Origin of the sequence: Mycobacterium innocens, assembly GCF_900566055.1 — a bacterium.
GTDB classification, from domain to species: Bacteria; Actinomycetota; Actinomycetes; order Mycobacteriales; family Mycobacteriaceae; genus Mycobacterium; species Mycobacterium innocens.
The window spans coordinates 38,604-57,400 of sequence record NZ_UPHQ01000248.1; the positions used below are offsets into that span (position 1 = coordinate 38,604).

At 66.6% G+C, this 18,797-nt stretch carries 17 protein-coding genes; 7 read left to right on the plus strand and 10 right to left on the minus strand.

Annotated features, from left to right (window positions below):
* Positions 1 to 102: 102 nt before the first annotated feature.
* The gene (ygfZ, locus tag EET03_RS23710) at positions 103 to 1,194 is read left to right on the plus strand and encodes a CAF17-like 4Fe-4S cluster assembly/insertion protein YgfZ (RefSeq protein WP_075542815.1); all 1,092 of its coding nucleotides are present in this window, start codon (positions 103 to 105) and stop codon (positions 1,192 to 1,194) included.
* Between the two features lie 157 nt (positions 1,195 to 1,351).
* Positions 1,352 to 1,534 (plus strand): DUF3073 domain-containing protein, encoded by a 183-nt coding sequence (locus EET03_RS23715; protein ID WP_075542816.1) that lies wholly within the window; start codon positions 1,352 to 1,354, stop codon positions 1,532 to 1,534.
* 475 nt (positions 1,535 to 2,009) lie between these two features.
* On the opposite strand, the gene purM is transcribed toward EET03_RS23715, so the two are convergent.
* The 3 genes from purM to EET03_RS23730 form a co-directional block, all read right to left on the minus strand.
* Positions 2,010 to 3,113 (minus strand): phosphoribosylformylglycinamidine cyclo-ligase, encoded by a 1,104-nt coding sequence (purM, locus tag EET03_RS23720; RefSeq protein ID WP_075542817.1) that lies wholly within the window; start codon positions 3,111 to 3,113, stop codon positions 2,010 to 2,012.
* 96 nt (positions 3,114 to 3,209) lie between these two features.
* Positions 3,210 to 4,739 carry an amidophosphoribosyltransferase gene (gene purF / locus EET03_RS23725; RefSeq protein WP_208649124.1) on the minus strand — a complete coding sequence of 510 codons (1,530 nt, stop codon included), beginning with the start codon at positions 4,737 to 4,739 and terminating at the stop codon, positions 3,210 to 3,212.
* Between the two features lie 142 nt (positions 4,740 to 4,881).
* Complete coding sequence (locus tag EET03_RS23730) at positions 4,882 to 5,274, minus strand: sterol carrier family protein (protein WP_075542819.1); 393 nt, start codon at positions 5,272 to 5,274, stop codon at positions 4,882 to 4,884.
* Between the two features lie 19 nt (positions 5,275 to 5,293).
* Between EET03_RS23730 and EET03_RS23735 the strand changes: the two genes are divergently transcribed.
* From EET03_RS23735 to EET03_RS23745, 3 genes are all read left to right on the plus strand, one after another.
* Complete coding sequence (locus EET03_RS23735; RefSeq protein WP_075542820.1) at positions 5,294 to 6,496, plus strand: MCE family protein; 1,203 nt, start codon at positions 5,294 to 5,296, stop codon at positions 6,494 to 6,496.
* A 24-nt stretch (positions 6,497 to 6,520) separates the two neighbouring features.
* Positions 6,521 to 7,783 carry a haloacid dehalogenase-like hydrolase gene (locus EET03_RS23740; protein ID WP_244232506.1) on the plus strand — a complete coding sequence of 421 codons (1,263 nt, stop codon included), beginning with the start codon at positions 6,521 to 6,523 and terminating at the stop codon, positions 7,781 to 7,783.
* A gap of 209 nt (positions 7,784 to 7,992) precedes the next feature.
* Positions 7,993 to 9,591, plus strand: a complete 1,599-nt coding sequence (locus EET03_RS23745; protein WP_075542821.1) for a stealth family protein — start codon at positions 7,993 to 7,995, stop codon at positions 9,589 to 9,591.
* On the opposite strand, the gene cpdA is transcribed toward EET03_RS23745, so the two are convergent.
* The 5 genes from cpdA to EET03_RS23770 all read right to left on the minus strand — a co-directional run bounded on the left by cpdA (position 9,536) and on the right by EET03_RS23770 (position 15,237).
* A complete protein-coding gene (gene cpdA, locus EET03_RS23750; RefSeq protein ID WP_075542822.1) occupies positions 9,536 to 10,492 on the minus strand; it encodes a 3',5'-cyclic adenosine monophosphate phosphodiesterase CpdA in 957 nt (318 codons plus the stop codon). The genes EET03_RS23745 and cpdA overlap by 56 nt on opposite strands.
* Before the next feature lie 50 nt (positions 10,493 to 10,542).
* Positions 10,543 to 11,202 (minus strand): Rv0804 family intramembrane glutamic endopeptidase, encoded by a 660-nt coding sequence (locus EET03_RS23755; RefSeq protein WP_122508835.1) that lies wholly within the window; start codon positions 11,200 to 11,202, stop codon positions 10,543 to 10,545.
* The gene (gene purL, locus EET03_RS23760; protein ID WP_099194266.1) at positions 11,190 to 13,466 is read right to left on the minus strand and encodes a phosphoribosylformylglycinamidine synthase subunit PurL; all 2,277 of its coding nucleotides are present in this window, start codon (positions 13,464 to 13,466) and stop codon (positions 11,190 to 11,192) included. Before purL ends, EET03_RS23755 begins: the two co-directional genes overlap by 13 nt.
* 125 nt (positions 13,467 to 13,591) lie before the next feature.
* Entirely contained in the window at positions 13,592 to 13,939 is a 348-nt protein-coding gene (locus EET03_RS23765; protein WP_075542824.1) for a VOC family protein, read from the minus strand.
* A gap of 11 nt (positions 13,940 to 13,950) precedes the next feature.
* Positions 13,951 to 15,237, minus strand: coding sequence for a M18 family aminopeptidase (locus EET03_RS23770; RefSeq protein WP_167470691.1), 1,287 nt, complete (start codon positions 15,235 to 15,237; stop codon positions 13,951 to 13,953).
* Between the two features lie 10 nt (positions 15,238 to 15,247).
* Here EET03_RS23770 and EET03_RS23775 point away from each other — a divergent pair, with 10 nt between their 5' ends.
* Both EET03_RS23775 and EET03_RS23780 read left to right on the plus strand, forming a co-directional pair.
* Positions 15,248 to 16,309, plus strand: coding sequence for a Dyp-type peroxidase (locus EET03_RS23775; RefSeq protein WP_208649126.1), 1,062 nt, complete (start codon positions 15,248 to 15,250; stop codon positions 16,307 to 16,309).
* Positions 16,306 to 17,115 (plus strand): family 1 encapsulin nanocompartment shell protein, encoded by an 810-nt coding sequence (locus EET03_RS23780; RefSeq protein ID WP_075542826.1) that lies wholly within the window; start codon positions 16,306 to 16,308, stop codon positions 17,113 to 17,115. The genes EET03_RS23775 and EET03_RS23780 overlap by 4 nt, the downstream gene beginning before the upstream one ends.
* A gap of 4 nt (positions 17,116 to 17,119) precedes the next feature.
* Here EET03_RS23780 and EET03_RS23785 read toward each other — a convergent pair whose 3' ends face one another.
* A complete protein-coding gene (locus tag EET03_RS23785; RefSeq protein ID WP_075542834.1) occupies positions 17,120 to 18,016 on the minus strand; it encodes an enoyl-CoA hydratase/isomerase family protein in 897 nt (298 codons plus the stop codon).
* 66 nt (positions 18,017 to 18,082) lie between these two features.
* Positions 18,083 to 18,580, minus strand: a complete 498-nt coding sequence (locus tag EET03_RS23790; RefSeq protein WP_075542827.1) for a nuclear transport factor 2 family protein — start codon at positions 18,578 to 18,580, stop codon at positions 18,083 to 18,085.
* Positions 18,581 to 18,797: the final 217 nt, after the last annotated feature.

Sequence of the window (18,797 nt, forward strand, 5' to 3'; positions counted from 1 at the left end):
GGACCGTACCGCCGGCCGCAAGCGCGGCAGTGCCGCGCGCAGCGGGTTCAAGCCCGCTCGGTTCGGAGAGTTCGCTGCATCGAGTTTCCGTAGAGTCGACGTGTGACCGCAGTTCCAGCCCCAGATCCAGGACCCGATGCCGGCGCGATCTGGCATTACGGTGATCCGTTGGGCGAACAGCGCGCGGCCCAAACCGAGGCCGTGTTCGTCGACCGCTCCCACCGGGCCGTCATCACCTTGACCGGCAAGGACCGGCAGACCTGGTTGCACAGCATTTCCACGCAGCACGTCAGTGATCTGCCCGAGGGTGCCAGCACTGAGAATCTCAGCCTGGACGGGCAGGGCCGGGTGGAAGACCACTGGATCCAAACCGAGTTGGCTGACACCACCTACCTCGACACCGAACCGTGGCGCGGCGAACCGCTGTTGAGTTATCTGCGAAAGATGGTGTTTTGGGCCGCCGTCACCCCTGAGGCCGCCGATCTGGCGGTGCTGTCGCTGCTGGGCCCGCGGTTGGCCGATCCAGCGGTGCTGGACGTGTTGGGCCTGGATGCATTGCCGTCCGAAATGGCTGCGGTCCCGCTCGCCGGCGGCGGATTCGTGCGCCGGATGCCGGCTCCCGCCGGGCATATCGAATTAGACCTGCTTGTGCCGCGTGCTGACTGCGCTGACTGGCAGCACCGCTTGACGCAAGTGGGCGTCCGACCGGCCGGGGTGTGGACCTACGAAGCGCACCGCGTGGCGGCCAGACGCCCACGGCTGGGCGTCGACACCGACGAACGCACGATTCCCCATGAAGTGGGCTGGATCGGCGGGCCCGGGCTCGGGGCCGTACACCTGGACAAGGGCTGCTACCGCGGACAAGAAACCGTCGCGCGGGTGCATAACCTCGGCAAACCGCCGCGGATGCTGGTGCTGTTGCATCTGGACGGCTCTGGGGACCGGCCGTCCACCGGTGATGCGGTGATGGCGGGCGGTCGCGCTGTCGGACGCGTCGGAACGGTGGTCGAGCATGTCGACCTCGGCCCCGTCGCCTTGGCTCTGGTCAAGCGGGGCCTGCCTGTCGACACCGAGCTCACGACCGGCCCCGATGCCGATATCGCAGCGGTGATCGACGCCGAGTCCTTGCCGCCTGCCGACGAAGTCGGCGCCGGGCGGCTGGCCGTCGAGCGATTACGACGCGGTGTTCGGTGAAACCTGTGACGTCCGCCATGCTGCCGGCACTTGGGTGCCAGGGCGTGCCCACGCCTACGCACGGGCACGGTAAGCTGTCGGCAGGACAATAACGACACTAAGAGATCGGAGCCGCCTACTCGTAGGCCGCTCCGTTATTTCGCGAGGGGGTCCCCCCATGGGCCGCGGCCGGGCTAAGGCAAAGCAGACCAAGGTTGCTCGAGAACTCAAATACAGCTCCCCGCAGACCGACTTCCAGCGGCTTCAGCGCGAGCTGTCCGGAGCAAGTGCCGATGCATCAGACCAGCTAGACAACGACGTCGACGACTCGTGGGCCGATGAGGACAGCTGGCGCCGCTAGAAGCGCACCCAGGGGCCCCGGTTTTCACCCCGTTCTGCGGCCGTGCGGGCCGTCGGGCTGATTTCACAAATACGCGTATGAATACCCGGCGATAGAGCCGCGTTTTACGGTGAGCCATCGGTGGGTGCGATCCACCTCAACTGGAGGTGCGAGTGCGCCTATGAACGGCCGACCGGGGGTGCGTGTGGTGTTGCCTTCGGTCCCTCCGGCAAGGACGTTGTCCGTTTGGTGCCCCTATATCTATTGACGCGGATCGGCTGTGGCCGGCGATGCGGGCGCACCCGGACACAGCGGCGATCCGGGCGCAGCCGGGCTCAACGGGGCTTCGGGCTAGCCCGGTCGCCCGCGCCGAGCGCAGTCGGCGGATCTTTTTCCTATGGCGGTGGGCAGCCCGGCGCAATCGCAGAAGGGACTTTCGTGCTGTCCGCGGCCGAGCGCGAGGCGGGGATCAGCGCAAACAGAATGAAGCCGGTGTCTAAAACCTCGGATGCCGGCCGACTAATGTGGCACGTGGACCGTCTTTCCCGCCTTTGCGCACGGTTCCCAAAACCCAGCAGTTCAGGTGCCGTGCGGTCAGTATGGCCAACGCCCGGTCGGTGTCTTCGGGCGCGACGATGGCGACCATGCCGATGCCCATGTTGAACGTCTTTTCCATCTCTTGCCGCACTACCCGGCCACGCTGGGCGATCATGGCGAACACCGGTGCGGGTGTCCATGTGCCTCGGTCTACTTCGGCGATCAGACCGTGTGGAATGACCCGTTCCAGGTTGCCGGCCAGCCCGCCGCCGGTGACGTGGCAAAACGTGCGGACGTGCGTTTCGGCGGCGAGCGCCAGACAGTCCTTGGCGTAAATCAGGGTGGGCTCCAGCAATTCCTCGCCCAGAGTCCGACCGAACTCCTCCACGTAACCGGCGAGGTTCATCCGGTCTATCTCCAACAGGACCGCGCGGGCCAGCGAGTATCCGTTGGAATGCAGACCCGACGACCCCATCGCGATGATCGCGTCGCCAGGTTTCACCCGCTCGGGACCCAGCACATCGTCGGCCTCCACCACGCCGACGCCGGTGGCCGAGATGTCGTAGTGATCGGGTTCCATCAAGCCGGGATGTTCAGCGGTCTCGCCACCCAGCAGAGCGCAGCCAGCGCGCACGCAGCCCTCCGCGATGCCGCTGACGATCGCGCTCACCCGTTCCGGCACCGTGCGACCGACCGCGATGTAGTCCTGCAGGAACAGCGGCTCGGCACCGCACACCACCAGGTCATCGACCACCATCGCGACCAGGTCTAGGCCAACGGTGTCGTGTTTGTCCATTGCCTGAGCAACCGCCAGCTTGGTGCCGACACCGTCGGTGGAGGCGGCCAGCACCGGTTCGCGGTAGCCGCCGCGCAGCGCGAACAATCCGGCGAAACCGCCTAGTCCGCCGCGCACCTCAGGTCTGGTGGCCTTCGTTGCCAGCGGCTTGAACATCTCGACGGCGCGGTCACCTGCGTCAATGTCCACCCCCGCCGAGGCGTAGGTGATGCCCTGGTTAGTCAGGCCTGTTAGGGAGCTTTCTGGACTTTGTGGCGGTTCCGTCATCGCGATAAAGGCTACCGGGCGACACGCACCACCGGTATCGGCGACCGGCGCTCTCAGGCCGACCGCCTATCGGAATCGGTTACGGGGGCTGCTTGGTCAGCGACCGACCGGAACTTCATCGGCAGCAAGGTCACCCAGGCCGGCTCCGCGTGCCGCGTTGACGAGCATCTGCTCGATGACGTTCTTGCCCAGTGCGGTCTCGCTGGGCAGTTCGATGGGGTAGACGCCATCGAAACAGGCGGTGCACAGCCGCGAGGCGGGTTGCTCGGTCGCGGCGACCAGTCCGCGCAGCGAAATGTATCCGAGCGTGTCGGCGTTGATGGCATGCCGGACCGCTTCGAGCATCTCGGCCTCGGCCTCCACGGCGTTGGCGATCAGCTCAGCCGGCGAGGGAAAGTCGATCCCGTAGAAGCACGGCCACTTCACCGGCGGCGAGGCGATGCGCACGTGGACTTCCACCGCGCCGGCCTCCCGCAGCATGCGCACCAGCGCGCGCTGGGTGTTGCCTCGCACAATCGAGTCGTCGACGACGATCAGCCGCTTGCCGCGGATCACCTCTTTGAGCGGGTTCAGCTTCAGCCGGATGCCGAGCTGGCGGATGGTCTGTGACGGCTGGATGAAGGTACGCCCGACGTAGGCGTTCTTCATCAGCCCCTGCCCGTAGGGGATGCCGGACTCCTGGGCGTATCCCACGGCGGCGGGAGTTCCCGATTCCGGCACCCCGATGACCAGATCCGCGTCAACCGGGCATTCGCGGGCCAGCCGACGACCGATCTCCAGCCGGGAGCCGTGCACCGACCGGCCGGCGATCGTGCTGTCCGGCCGAGCCAGATAGACGAATTCGAAGATGCAGCCCTTGGGCGTGGGGTTGGCGAAGCGGGCGGACCGCACGCCGTCGGCGTCGATCGCCAGCAATTCGCCCGGTTCGATGTCGCGGACGAAGGACGCGCCGACGATGTCGAGCGCAGCGGTTTCCGAGGCCACCACCCAGCCGCGATCCAGCCGCCCGAGCGACAGCGGCCGCACACCGTGCGGGTCACGGCAGGCATACAGCGTGTTCTCGTCCATGAACGTCAGACAGAACGCGCCGCGCACGGTCGGCAGCAGTTCCAGCGCCGCCTGTTCCAGGGTGGAATCGGCCGAGCCGTGGGCCAGCAGCGCGCCCAGGATGTCGGAGTCGGTTGTCGCCGGAGCGGGGCAGCAGCGGCCACCGATCAATCCCGCTTCGCGGGCGCGGGCGGCGAGGGCGGCGGTATTGACCAGGTTCCCGTTGTGTCCCAGGGCGACCCCGGTGCCGGCTGCGGTATTACGGAACACCGGTTGGGCGTTTTCCCAGGTCGTGTCGCCTGTGGTGGAGTATCGGCAGTGCCCGATGGCGACGTGGCCCTGCATGGCCGCCAAGGTCTGCTCGTCGAATACCTGGCTGACCAGGCCGAGGTCCTTGAAGACCAGCACTTGCGAGCCATCGGCTACCGCGATCCCCGCGGCCTCCTGGCCGCGATGCTGCAACGCGTACAGGCCGTAGTAAGTGAGTTTGGCGACATCTTCCCCCGGGGCCCAGACCCCGAATACACCACACTCTTCACGGGGCGAGTTCAGGTCTTGCTCGGGCTGCTGGACGGTCACGGTTAGGCGACTCCCTGGGGCGCGAATGGTGACGTATAGGGAGTCTACGGGTAATCCGGGCATGTCGCCGAATCGACGTGGCGTGTCCGGGGATCGCAAGCCTTGCCGGTACGCCGGCGCAGCGGAATGATGCCGCCGATATTCAGCCCGACAGATTCACCAGCGGCAGCCACGACGCGATCGCGCGCGCCCGCGGACCTGACAGGATCAGCCCTCCGTTGGTCGCCGCGTCCTCGATCGTCAATAGTGCGGTGACCAGCAGCAGCCAGGTGCGCGGAGCTGTTTCCACGACATTGGGCGGTGTGCCGCGGGTGTGCTTGGGCCCGGAAACACATTGCACCGCCGCGAACGGCGGGATCCGGACCTCAACGCTGGCGCCGGGAGCCAGTTCGGACAGGGTGCGCGCGGTGAGCCGAACCGCCGTCGCCAGCGCATCCCGGTCGGGTGCCGGACGCGTCTCGTCGCGCAGCCAGTCCGCAACAGCCAACACAGCCTGCCGAGTCTTAGCCGGATCGGCTTTACCGCGGGTGGCCATGCTCTAGGGTCTCAGAATCATGGATCCGCGAACGCGGCCACCGTACAAGATCATCGGTCTGCTGGGGCTGATGGTGTTGGCGCTCGTCGGCGCCGGGCTCTACGCGCAGTTTCGCGGGGCTTTCATCCCGAAGACCACGTTGACGATGCTGGCTCCGCGCGCGGGTCTGGTGACCGACCCGGGCGCCAAGGTCACGTACAACGGTGTGCAGATCGGGCGGGTGGCCAGCATTTCGGAGGTCACGCGGGACGGCGTTCCGGCGGCCAAGCTGGTGCTGGATGTCGATCCGAAGTACATCGACTCGATTCCGGCCAATGTGGGCGGCGAGATCAAGGCGACGACGGTCTTCGGCAACAAGTACGTGTCGCTGACGTCACCGAAAAACGCTGATCCCCAACACATCACCCCGTCCATGGTGATCAACGCGACGGCGGTGACGACGGAATTCAACACGCTGTTCCAGACGCTGACGGCCATTGCCGAAAAGGTCGATCCGGTCAAACTCAACCTGACGCTGGGCGCGGCCGCTCAGGCCCTGAGCGGCCTCGGGGACAGGTTCGGCGCCGCACTGGTCAACGGCAGCGCCATCCTCGACGACGTGAACCCGCGGCTGCCGATGGTCCGGGCCGACATCGCGGGCCTGGCGGCCCTGGGCGACGTCTACGCCGACGCGGCGCCGGACTTGTGGACTGCGCTGGACCAGGCAGTCACCACCGCGCGAGCCATGAACCACGGGCGGGCCGGCCTTGATGCGGCATTGCTGGCGGCGGTTGGGTTGGGCGACAACGGTTCTGACGTGTTCGGTCGTGGCGGGCCCTACCTGGCCCGGGGGGCCGCCGATCTGGTTGTTCCTAGCCAACTGCTCGACGAGTACAGCCCCGAAATCTTCTGTACCATCCGCAACTACGACGAAGTCGGGCCCAAAATCCGGGCTGCCCTCGGCTTCACCGGCTACTCGCTGGGGGCCGCTTCCGGCAGCATTACCGGCGCACCGAGCCCCTACATCTATCCGGAGAACCTGCCGCGGGTCAACGCCCGGGGAGGACCCGGTGGAAAACCGGGGTGCTGGCAACCGATCACTCACGACTTGTGGCCGGCCCCGTTTCTGGTGATGGACGTGGGCGCCAGCGTGGCGCCCTATAACCATGTCGAACTCGGCCAGCCGATGTTCACCGAATATGTCTGGGGACGTCAGTTCGGCGAGTACACGATCAATCCTTGACGGAGGCCAGGGGCGGGAAAATCGATGGGGCTCTGGCCGTTGCGGCTGCTTGCCGCTGCGCTAACACCGGTGCTGGCGCTCACCGGTTGTAGCTACGCCGGCCGACATTCGGACGCGGCCGCGCACAACTGCCGCACCTTGGCCGCCGACCCGGGTTGGTATGGCGACAACCGCGAGCGCATCGACGCGATGATCACCCGGCTGGGCAGCTGCGGCAAGGCCGAATCGGCCACCGCCAGCGCTCCCCTGGCGCTGTTCGACTGGGACAACACCATGGTCCGAAACGACGTCGGCAACGCCACGTTCTATTGGATGATCAACAACTCCAAAATCCGTCAACCCGCCGGCGGCAACTGGTCCACCACCAGCGCATACCTCACCACTGAAGCGGCAGCGGCGTTGGCCGCCGCTTGCGGTGGCCTCGCGGATCCCGGACAACCGCTGCCCACCGGCTCCAATACCAGCTGCGCTGATGAGCTGGTGACCGTTTATACCAGGCACGAAACCCGTTCGGGGGCATCGGCGTTCACCGGTTACAACCGCCGCCGCATACAACCCGGCGACGCCTGGGCGGCCCAGCTGCTCGCCGGCTGGACCGACGCCGAGATCACCGAATTCGCTACCGCGGCCAGGAAGCAGAACCTCGACGCCACCCAGGGATCCGGGCAGACCGTGGGCAGTACCCGACAGACCGGTTGGGTGCGCTACTACACACAGATGCGAGACCTCGTCGGCACGCTGCAAGCCAACGGGTTCGGCGTGCGGATTATCTCCGCGTCGGCTGAGCCGGTGGTCCGGGTGTGGGCGACCGACATCGGCATCCCGGCTGACCACGTGATGGGCGTGCGCACAGACCATGACGGTGACGTCCTGACGCCCCGCCTTGGGTGGTGCGGCGGCGAACCGTCGATGCCCTTCAACGAGGGCAAGCGGTGCCGGGTCAACGAGCAACTGTTCGGCGTCCAGGGCGCAGCTGCCTTCCAGCAGTCTCCGGAGCAGCGTCGGCAGGTGTTCGCCGCAGGCGACTCCGACGGAGACGTGTCGTTCATCACGGACGCGACCGCGCTGCGCCTGGTCCTGAATCGCAACCAGATCGAGTTGATGTGCTGGGCGTACGCCAATGCCGACGGCAATTGGATGGTCAACCCGGTCTTTGTCAATCCGCTGCCGATGAGCCCGCCCTACCCGTGCGCAACCCAGGGATTCGACGAGCCCGACGGCGGCCGGGCGCCGCTGCGCCAAGCCGACGGCACCGTGTTGCCCGACCAGCAGGACCGGGTCCACTGAAAACTGAACCCGGTGATACCCAGCCGCCACAAGCAGATTGCCAGCGGGTAGCCAGGCGGTGCTAAATTGGCTGTCGCACAAGCGTTGTAGACTTGGCTCACATCGCATTCATCCGCTTCGATAGCGGGGAGCGCTCTCACTCTGCATCGGCGCACAAAGTGTGAGATCCTCTCCGTGCCGTAATCACCTCTACCTAAGGCGGTGTTCCGATGCCCAGAATCCCTTCAAGCGATGGCGGCCGGGCCGCCGAGCGTAGCCTGGCTCCGATCATCGTCACCCGGCGAGGCAAAATCGCCCGCCTGGAATCCAGCCTTACCCCGCACGAGGCACAGCTCGAAGATCTGGTTTTTTTGCGAAAGGCGTTGAACCGGGCCAATATTCCGTTTCTGTTGGTTCGCGACCACAAGAACGGGCCGATCCTGGCCATCGACATCCGACTGCGTCCCGCGGTCGAGCATGCCCTTGCTGCGGCGTGCAGCACCGAGCCGATGTACGCCAAGACAATCGACCAGAAGGGCATTCCTGCGGTGTTGCTGGCCAATGGCCGGCTTTCCGCAATGGGTGATCCGCGAATCCTCAGGCTGTATCGGCAACGGATTGCGCCGGGCGGATTTCGGTATGGTCCGGCATTCGGAGTTGAGCTTCAATTCTGGGTTTTCGACGAGACGGTGATCCGTTGTCCGGTGGAGAACTCACTCACCCGCAAAGTGTTGCCCCGCAATGAGCTGGTCCCGGCGACGGTCAAGTTGTACGGGTACAAATGGCCGACGCTGGAGGGAATGTTCACGCCCCACGCCAGCGACGTGACATTCGACGTTGACCTGGTGTTCTCCTGGGTCGACGGCAGTGACCCGGTTTTCCGGGCGCGGCGCGCCGCGCAAATGTCGCAGTATGTGGTGGGCGAAGGCGACGACGCCGAAGCGCGGATCAGGCAAATTGATGAGTTGAAATACGCGCTGCGGTCGGTCAACATGTTTGCCCCGTGGATCCGTCGCATCTTCATTGCGACCGATTCAGCCCCGCCGCGGTGGTTAGCCGACCATCCGAAAATCACCATCGTTCGAGCCGAGGACCACTTCTCGGATCGTGCCGCATTGCCTACCTACAATTCGCATGCGGTGGAGAGCCAGCTGCACCACATCCCGGGGCTGAGCGAGCATTTCCTGTATTCCAACGACGACATGTTCTTCGGGCGGCCGGTCAAGGCCAGCATGTTCTTCTCCCCCGGCGGCGTCACGAAGTTCATCGAGGCCAAGACCCGGATAGGGCTGGGCGCCAACGATCCGGACCGCAGTGGTCATGAGAACGCGGCCCGAGTCAACCGGCGGCTGCTGTTCGAGCGGTTCGGGCACCTGATCACGCGCCATCTCGAGCACACCGCGGTCCCGCTGCGCAAAAGCGTGCTCATCGAGATGGAGCAGGAGTTCCCGGAGGAATTCGCGCACACCCGGGCCAGCGCGTTCCGGTCGGCCACCGACATCTCGGTAACCAACTCGCTGTACCACTACTACGCGCTGATGACCGGCCGTGCCGTCCAACAGGAAAATGCCAAGGTCCGCTACGTCGACACCACCACCCACGCGGGCCTGGACCTGCTGGAGGAATTGCGGAAACACCGCCAGTACCACTTCTTCTGCCTGAACGACGGGAGCTTCCCCGAAGTCGACCCGGTCGAGCGGGCACAACGGGTGGTCAGTTTCTTGGAGCGGTACTTTCCGATCCCCGCGCCGTGGGAGAAGGTCGCCGCGGACGTCAGCGGGCCGGCCCCGGACGCGCCGCTGGCGTCAGCACCATTGGAGGCTGGCTGAACAGCGAATCGCGCCGTGACGGCTCGATGAACATCCCGCTTTCGGCGATCTGACGTTTCGCCTGGGCGGGAGAGACAAAGGTGCCCACGGTTTTTCCGCTACCGAGCGGGATCACCGAATGCACCACGGTGTCTTGGTAGACGTGCACCAGGTTGCATCCCTGCGCGCCGTCCCTGCCGCGGGTTGCGCCTGCGGCAACGGTGAGGTCCTGGGTGTAGCAGGTGGCCGATGCCACCGACACCGGGATCCCGACGAAGGTGGCGTTCGTCGAGTAGTGCAGGTGCCCAGCCAGAATGGACCGCACGTCGCTGCCGTCGAGTACCCGGCCCAGGGCGGCCTGATCCCGGAGTTCCACCGTGACCGCGAGGTCCAAGACACTGGGGATCGGCGGATGATGCAGCGCCAGGATGGTGCCGTGCGGTGCCGGAGTCGCCAATTGCGTGGCCAGCCAGCTCAATTGGGAGCGTCGCAGTTCGCCGTGATGGTATCCGGGTACCGAGGTATCCAGGGTGATGATCCGCAGGCCGTCGATCATATGCACCCGGTCCAGCGGCGCCATCGACGGCGCCTCGTCGAGCAGGAAGCTGCGCAGCGCTGCCCGGTCGTCGTGGTTGCCCATCACCCAGATGAGTTCGGCGCCAAGCTCGGCCGCGAACGGTTCCACCTCGGCTCGCAGCTTGCGATACGCCTGTGCCTCGCCGGTGTCGGCCAGGTCGCCGGTGAAGACGATGGCATCCGGACACAACCCGGAGTGGGTCAGCTGGTCGAGCAGCTCACCCAGCCGGCCGTCGGCATCCACAGCGCCGTATAGGGGACCATCCCCGCCGACGAGATGCGTGTCGCTGATATGTAGGAGAACGTATTCCGGCCGCGGATGCTCCGCGGCCCTAAGTCTGTGCACCTGAGGTGCCAACCCTCTCGGTCTGGTGATCGCTGGAAAAGCACAGCCCGTCAAGTATAACGGCGTGCCAGTGTGCCCGCAGCGCTCGCCCGCCGGCGCCGCTGGACGGTCAGCGCCGCAACCGCGCCGGCCTCATTGATCGCCAGATGCGTCAGGATCGGCGCCGCCAGGCTGCCGCAACGCTCGGCCAGCCATCCGAACACCCACCCCGCAAGGCCGGTGACCAGTACCGTGGGCACCAGCGGCGCACCCGTCGCGCGCGCGTCGGCAATGTGGGAAAGGCCGAAGGCGCCGGCCTGCAGCAGCCGCCCACCCGCCGGGCCGAATGCCTGAGTCCCGGTGGTGGCCAGCGCCGCCCGAAATGCGGCCTCCTCGGCCCACACCGTGCCGATGGGTATGTGCAGTACCAGCCATCCCGGCGCCGACGCCGGCAACGGCCGCGCCGACATCGACAATCGCACCGCGGGCACCGGTGTCGTCGCCGCGATCGCCGTCGTCGCCGCTGCCGCGGCCGTCGAGCCCAGCCGCAATCCCGCCCACAGCCGCGGCGGACGAAGACCCAGTGGCGCCCGGGTCAGCCACACCAGCAACCACCCCAGCCCCGCCTGCAGCGGTACCCGCCACGCGGTGGGCAGCCGTGGGGCGACAAAGCTCCAGCCGACCAGGCCGGCGGCCAAAGACACTGCGCGAAAACGACTTACCCGAAGAATCGCGGGAGCACCGCCTCGGACGTCTGGCGCAGTTCGGTCAGCGACACCGTGAACAATCCGTGGAACTCGACGACATCCGAGGCCTGATCGACGACGCCGATTCGAATCGCGGGCAGGCCGCGCGCCTCGCACATCGCCCGGAACCGGCTCTCTTCGGTGCGCGGCACCGCGACCAATGCCCGGCCTGCCGACTCGGAGAACAGCATCATGAAAGGATCGGTTCCTTCGGGAAGCACGATCCGGCAACCGGTTTCACCTGCCAGCGCTGCTTCGACGACGGCCTGGGCGAGCCCCCCTTCGGACAGGTCGTGCGCCGCGGACACCAGGTCGTCGCGCGAGGCCGAGCGCAGCACCTCGGCCAGCAGTCGCTCGCGGGCCAGGTCGACTCTGGGCGGCAGGCCGCCCAGGTGGTCGGCGGTCACCTGAACCCAGACCGATCCGTCGAACTCGTCGCGGGTGTCGCCCAGCAGCATCAGCGTTTCACCGGGCTCACGGCCGAGCGCGGTGGGAAGGCGTCGACTTACATCGTCCAAGACGCCGAGCACCCCGACCACCGGCGTGGGCATGATCGCCGTGGACCCGGTTTGGTTGTAGAAGCTGACATTGCCGCCGGTCACCGGAATGCCCAGGGCCGCACAGCCATCGGCGAGTCCACGGACCGCCTGGGCGAACTGCCACATCACGCCGGGATCTTCCGGCGAGCCGAAGTTGAGGCAGTCGGTCACCGCGACCGGGGTGGCGCCGGTGACGGCGACGTTGCGGTACGCCTCGGCCAGCGCGAGTTGGGCGCCGGCGTAGGGGTCCAGCATGGTGTAGCGCCCCGACGCGTCGGTCGAGACCGCGATGCCGCGGCCGGTCGACTCGTCGATGCGCAGCACGCCGCCGTCGGCGTGCTCGGCCAGCACGGTGTTGCCGCGCACGTATCGGTCGTACTGCTCGGTGATGAACGCCCGGCTGCACAGGTGCGGACTGCCCAGCAGCGCAAGCAAAGTCGCGCGCAACTCGGCCCCGGCGACCGGGCGCGGCAGCTTGGCCGAGGTGTCGGCGTTGAGGGCGTCCTGCGATTCGGGACGGGCGACCGGTCGGTGGTATACCGGCCCCTCGTGGGCCACCGTGCGGGGCGGCACGTCGACGACGGTCTCGCCGTGCCAGCTGATCCGCAACCGGTCACCGTCGGTGACTTCGCCGATCACGGTGGCCAGCACCTCCCACTTGCGGCACACCGCCATGAAGGCGTCCACGTTCTCCGGGGCGACCACCGCGCACATGCGTTCCTGCGACTCGCTGCAGAGCACCTCGGCGGAGGTCATGTCCTTGGCGCGCAGCGGGACGGCATCGAGCCGGATCGTCATACCACCGTCCCCGGCAGAAGCCAATTCCGAAGTGGCACAAGCCAACCCGGCTCCACCAAGATCCTGGATGCCGATCACCAGCCCGCCCGCGTACAGCTCGAGGCAGCATTCGATGAGCACCTTCTCGGTGAACGGGTCGCCCACTTGCACCGAGGGCAGCTTCTTGCGGGCGGCGCCGTCGGTGCCATCAGAACTGAAGGTGTCCGACGCCAGCACCGACACCCCGCCGATGCCGTCGAGCCCGGTGCGCGCGCCGAACAGGATGATCTTGTTGCCGGCCCCGGAGGCGAATGCGAGATGCAGGTCCTCCTGGCGTAATACGCCGACACACAACGCGTTCACCAACGGATTTCCGGCATAGCACGGGTCGAAGACGGTCTCGCCACCGATGTTCGGCAGGCCCAGCGAGTTGCCGTAGCCGCCGATACCGCGGACCACGCCGTCGACGACGCGGCGGGTATCGGGGGCATCGGCCGCGCCGAACCGCAACTGGTCCATCACCGCGACCGGACGGGCGCCCATGGCCATGATGTCGCGCACGATGCCGCCGACCCCGGTGGCCGCGCCCTGGTAGGGCTCGACGTAGGACGGGTGGTTGTGCGATTCCACTTTGAAGGTGACGGCCCAGCCGTCGCCGATGTCGACCACGCCGGCGTTCTCACCGATGCCGGCCAGCATCCCGGCGCGCATCTCGTCAGTGGTCGTCTCGCCGAAGTAGCGCAGGTGCACCTTGGAGGACTTGTACGAGCAGTGTTCGCTCCACATCACCGAGTACATGGCCAGCTCGGTGTCGGTGGGCCGACGGCCGAGGATCTCGCGGATCCGCTGGTACTCGTCGTCTTTGAGGCCCAGCTCGTGGAAGGGTTGCGGTTGGTCGGGGGTGGTTGCGGCATGTTCGACGGTGTCAATCACGTGGGTCTGCGCGCTCGTCACGCCAGACAGTCTAGGTCGGGCGATCCTTCTCGCCGAGCGTGACGTCAGCGCGCGAATTTCGCGACGGTTTCACAGCCACGTCACGCTCGCCCGAGACGCTCGAGTTACCGTCCCGCCACGCAGAACAGGTTGCCCTCCGGGTCGGCCAGTACCACCCAGCGGAAGTTCTCGCCGAACTGGTGCCGCTCCACCTCGGTGGCACCGCCGGCCGTCAACCGCGCCACTTCGGCGTCCACATCCTCGGCGGTGAAATCCAGATGTACCCGGTTCTTCCCCGGTGTGGGATCGGGCACCTTCTGAAACCCCAGCCGCGGCACTTGGTCGCGGGCCACCACGATGAATTCGCCCGCCAGCAACTCGCGTGTGGTACCGCCGAAGTGCTCGGCCCACCAGCCGGCCAGCCGCACCGGGTCGTCGCAGTCGAAAGTGACCATCTCCACGCTGAGCGCCATAGCCCAAGACCCTATGCCCCGGGCGACAGAAACGCTTGCAACGCGGCAGAATACGCGGCAACGTCGTGCGCGCCCATCAGCTCCCGTGCCGAATGCATCGCAAGCTGGGCAGCACCCACGTCGACGGTGGGGATGCCGGTCCGGGCCGACGCCAGCGGCCCGATGGTCGACCCGCACGGCAGGTCGGCCCGATGCTCATACCGCTGCAGCGGCACACCGGCCTGCCGGCAGGCCATCGCGAACGCCGCGGCGGTACGCCCGTCGGTGGCGTATCGCAGATTCGGGTGCACCTTGAGCACCGGCCCGGCGTTGACTTCGATGAGGTGGCCCGGCTCGTGCCGATCGGGGTAATTGGGGTGGGTGGCATGGGCCATGTCGGCCGACGCCAGCAGCGACGCCGGCAGCAGCCGCAGGAAGTCCTCCCGGTTGCCGTTGGCGGCCAACACGATCCGTTCCAGCACGGTACCCAGCAGGTTTGACTGCGCGCCGCGGTCCGAGGACGAACCGACCTCCTCATGGTCGAACATCACCAAAACCGGCAGCACATCGCGCGGCCGGGCGGAAAGCAGCGCTTCCAGCCCGGCATAGCAACTGGCCTGGTTGTCCAGCCGCGGCGCGCTCAGCAGGCCGCTGTCGGCGCCGATCACCGCTGCCGGGGTCAGGTCATGCGTCATCAGGTCGACGGCCAGCACGTCGGACGCGGTCACTGCGGCGCGGTCAGCGACATAGTCGACAAAAGCACCGGGTGTCGCACCAACCCCCCAGACCGCGTTGACGTGCCGTTGGGGATCCAGCGTCAGCGACTTGCGGTCCTCGGCCAGATGGATGGCCAGCTGCGGCACCCGAAGAATCGGCTCGTCGATGCGAACCAGCCGGTGACGCACCGCGGAGCCGTCTCGCACCGACAGCCGCCCGCTGACGCCCAGGTCGCGGTCCAACCAGGAATTGAGCCACGCTCCTCCGTACGGCTCCAGCGCCACCACCCGCCAGCCGGCGACCAGCCGGTCCGGGTGCTGTTTGACCCGCAAATTAGGACTGTCGGTGTGCGCGCCGACGATCCGAAACGGTGCGGGGGCGGCGGTGGCGTGATCGCTGTTCCAGGCGACCAGCGAGCCGGCCCGGACGGTGAAGTAACGGCCCGGCTGCTGCGGCCAACGGTCGGTTTCGCTGAGTTCGGTGTATCCGGCGTCCAGCAACCGCCGGGCCGCGGTGGCGCACACGTGAAACGGCGACGGCGAGGCGTCGATGAACTCGCAGAGGCCTCGCGCACTGGCTGTGGGTGTGGGCCCGCCGGACATGCTCACCATCATGGCTGTCGGGGACCAGGTGGTCCACGCTAGGGTCGGCAGAGTGCCATCGGTTCAGCCACAACCTATCCTCGCGCCGCTGACGCCGGCCGCGATTTTTCTCGTGGCCACCATCGACGACGGCGGTGAGCCGGCCGTGCATGACGCGCTGGCCGACATCTCGGGATTGGTGCGCGCGATAGGGTTTCGCGACCCGAGCAAGAATCTGTCGGTGGTGACCTCGATCGGCTCGCACGCCTGGGACCGGTTGTTTTCCGGTCCGCGGCCGGCGAAGCTGCATCCGTTCGTCGCGCTGCACGGGCCGCGGCACACCGCGCCGGCCACCCCGGGGGACCTGTTGTTTCACATTCGCGCCGAGAGTATGGACGTGTGCTTCGAATTGGCCGGGCGCATTCTCAATGCGATGGCCGGCGCGGTCACCGTTGTCGACGAGGTGCACGGATTCCGCTTCTTCGACAACCGCGATCTGCTGGGTTTCGTCGACGGCACCGAAAACCCAAGCGGCCCAATCGCTGTCAGCGCGACCGCGGTCGGCGACGAGGATCCGGAGTTCGCCGGCGGCTGCTATGTGCACGTGCAGAAGTATGTGCACGACATGCGGTCCTGGGACTCGCTGTCGGTCACCGAGCAGGAGCGGGTGATCGGGCGCACCAAGCTGGAAGACATCGAACTTGGCGATGACCTGAAGCCGGCCAACTCGCATATCGCGCTCAACGTCGTCACTGCCGACGACGGCACCGAGTTGAAGATCGTGCGACACAACATGCCGTTCGGCGAGGTCGGCAAGGGCGAGTACGGCACGTACTTCATCGGCTATTCACGCGCGCCCGAAGTCACCGAACAGATGCTGCACAACATGTTTCTCGGCGATCCCGCCGGAAACACCGACCGCATTCTGGATTTTTCCACGGCAGTCACCGGCGGGCTGTTCTTCTCCCCCACCGTCGACTTCCTCGACGATCCGCCGCGGCTGCCCCAATCACCGGCGCCCGCTGCGGCGGCCGTGCCGGCCCCCGACGACGGTTCACTCCCGATCGGCAGCCTGAAAGGAACCTCCCGATGAACAACCTGTACCGCGAACTGGCTCCGGTCACCGAATCAGCTTGGGCCGAAATCGAATTGGAGGCCACCCGGACCTTCAAGCGGCATATCGCCGGGCGCCGGGTGGTCGACGTCAGCGGTCCCGGCGGACCGGTCGCCGCGGCGGTCAGCACCGGTCGGCTGCTCGACGTGACCGCGCCCACCGACGGCGTCATCGCCCACCTGCGTGCCAGCAAACCCCTGGTTCGGCTGCGTGTCCCGTTCACCTTGTCGCGCAACGAGATCGACGACGTCGAGCGTGGTTCCCGGGACTCGGACTGGGACCCGGTGAAGGCGGCCGCCAAGAAGCTGGCCTTCGTCGAGGACCGCACCATCTTCGAGGGCTACGCGGCCGCGTCGATCGAGGGCATCCGCAGCGCCAGCGCGAACCGCCCGCTGACCTTGCCCGAGGACCCGCGCGAAATCCCGGACGTCATCTCGCAGGCGCTGACCGAGCTGCGCCTGGCCGGCGTCGACGGGCCGTATTCGGTGCTGCTCGCAGCCGACGTCTACACCAAGGTCAGCGAGACCACCGAGCACGGCTACCCCATCCGCGAACACTTGAACCGGCTGGTCGACGGCGACATCATCTGGGCGCCGGCCATCGACGGCGCTTTCGTGCTGACCACCCGCGGGGGTGACTTCAACCTGCAGCTGGGCACCGACGTCGCGATCGGGTACACCAGTCACGACGCCGACACCGTGCAGCTCTATCTTCAGGAAACCCTGACCTTCTTGTGCTACACCGCCGAGGCTTCGGTCGCACTCAGCCCGCCCTCGTTGCGCTGAAACCTCAGATCTCCTGGCTGTCACCGAATCTCGGCGGTCGCCGCTGGCTGAAGGCGGCCACCCCTTCTCGGACATCGGCTCCTTCGTAGGCTTCGACACCGAATCGGATCAGGGCATCGGTATCGGCTGCGGTCAGCGCCCGGCCGTGCATGTTGGCAACCACCTTCGTCGCGCGCATGGTCACCGCCGATTGCCGGCAGATCTGACCGACCAGTTTGGCTGTTGCGTCCGGCAATTCGTCTGCAGCGACGACCTTCTGCACCAATCCCCACCGCGCGGCCTGCTCGACGTCGACCAGCTCTCCGCTGAACAACAGGTACTTCAGTGCCGCCGGACCGATGAGGCCCGCAACGGTATCGGACTCGGTGAGGCCGAGCGTGACGCCGAGCTTGCCGATCGGGATGCCAAAGCGCGCGTCGTCGGCCGCGATACGGACATCGCACGCGGCGATCAGTTCGCAGCCGCCACCGACGGCAAGACCACGCACCGCCGCGATCACCGGAACCGGTAGTGCGGTCACGGCTCGGAGGCAGGCTGCGACGCTCTCGTTGTAGTTCGCGGCGTCCACGGCGGTCATCCGGGTGCGCGAAAACTCGCTGATGTCGGCGCCTGCGGCGAACGCCGCATCGCCCGCGCCGCGAACGACAACCGCCCGCAGGTCTGATTCCCGCGCCAGGTCGTCGAACAGCAGCTTCAGCCGGCGCCAAGCCGCCAGGTTCAATGCGTTGTGCGCCAGCGGATTGCACAAGGTGGTAACCACGACGTTCCGGTGAATCTGCGCGGCGACGCGATCGATGACCTCCGTGGCCGGCGGCTCGCTGCGAATGATGCGGCTTATCACGCCTTCGAGATCGCCGCCGGACGTGGTGCCGGACTTGCTGTTTTCCTCGGTGGGGGCCATGCGCATCCTCTCGCTGCCGTTGCGCACCCGCCGCCCGCGCCGGCTAAGCGACTGACGACACCGTGCTCACGCTTGCCGAGCCGGCGTCGCTCGGGAGTCGGTTTCGGTCTGGTCGGCGGTCACCACCCATCGACTGATCCTCCACACACCCTGCTGCTTGACCACGGTGAAGTCGTAACAGCCGGTGAGATCGGCAACGGGCGAACCACCTTGCCGGATTGAGAATACTTGGACATAGCAGTACCCGGTAGCTTCATCAGCGCTTTGGCCGGTGAACCACAACGAGTTCAAGGCATGACGCCGTTTGTTTCCCGATGCCCTGAAACCCGATTTCCGTACTGAGAGCAACCGCATCACGGTATCGATGTCCGCCGTAAGCTCCCGGTTGTCGTGCAGTAAGACAAGCTCCGGCGAATCGGTGAACAAGGAGCGAAAATCGTCAAGCCTGTCTTGGTCGTAGGTGTAGGCGTAAGCGCCGAACAAGTTCATGATTGCCAGTCGGTCTGCCGCGTCGAAGTTCACGCCCCCGACATCTGCGACCGGCGCGGATTGTGGTGTCAACATTGATCGATATTCCCTTTCGAATTTTGTGAGCCCGGTGTCCTCGACGCGGGTTCTGCCGACAAGTTGCGAAGCCCCCGGGTGGCGCGGCGCCTCGGTTGATGGTCATGCAACAAGACACCGGCGGATGCCACCGCATCAGTGCGGCGGCCCGCCCCCTCCCGGTAACCCGCCCGCTCCCGGGGGCTGGCCCCCTGCCGGCGGCTGGCCCCCTGCCGAC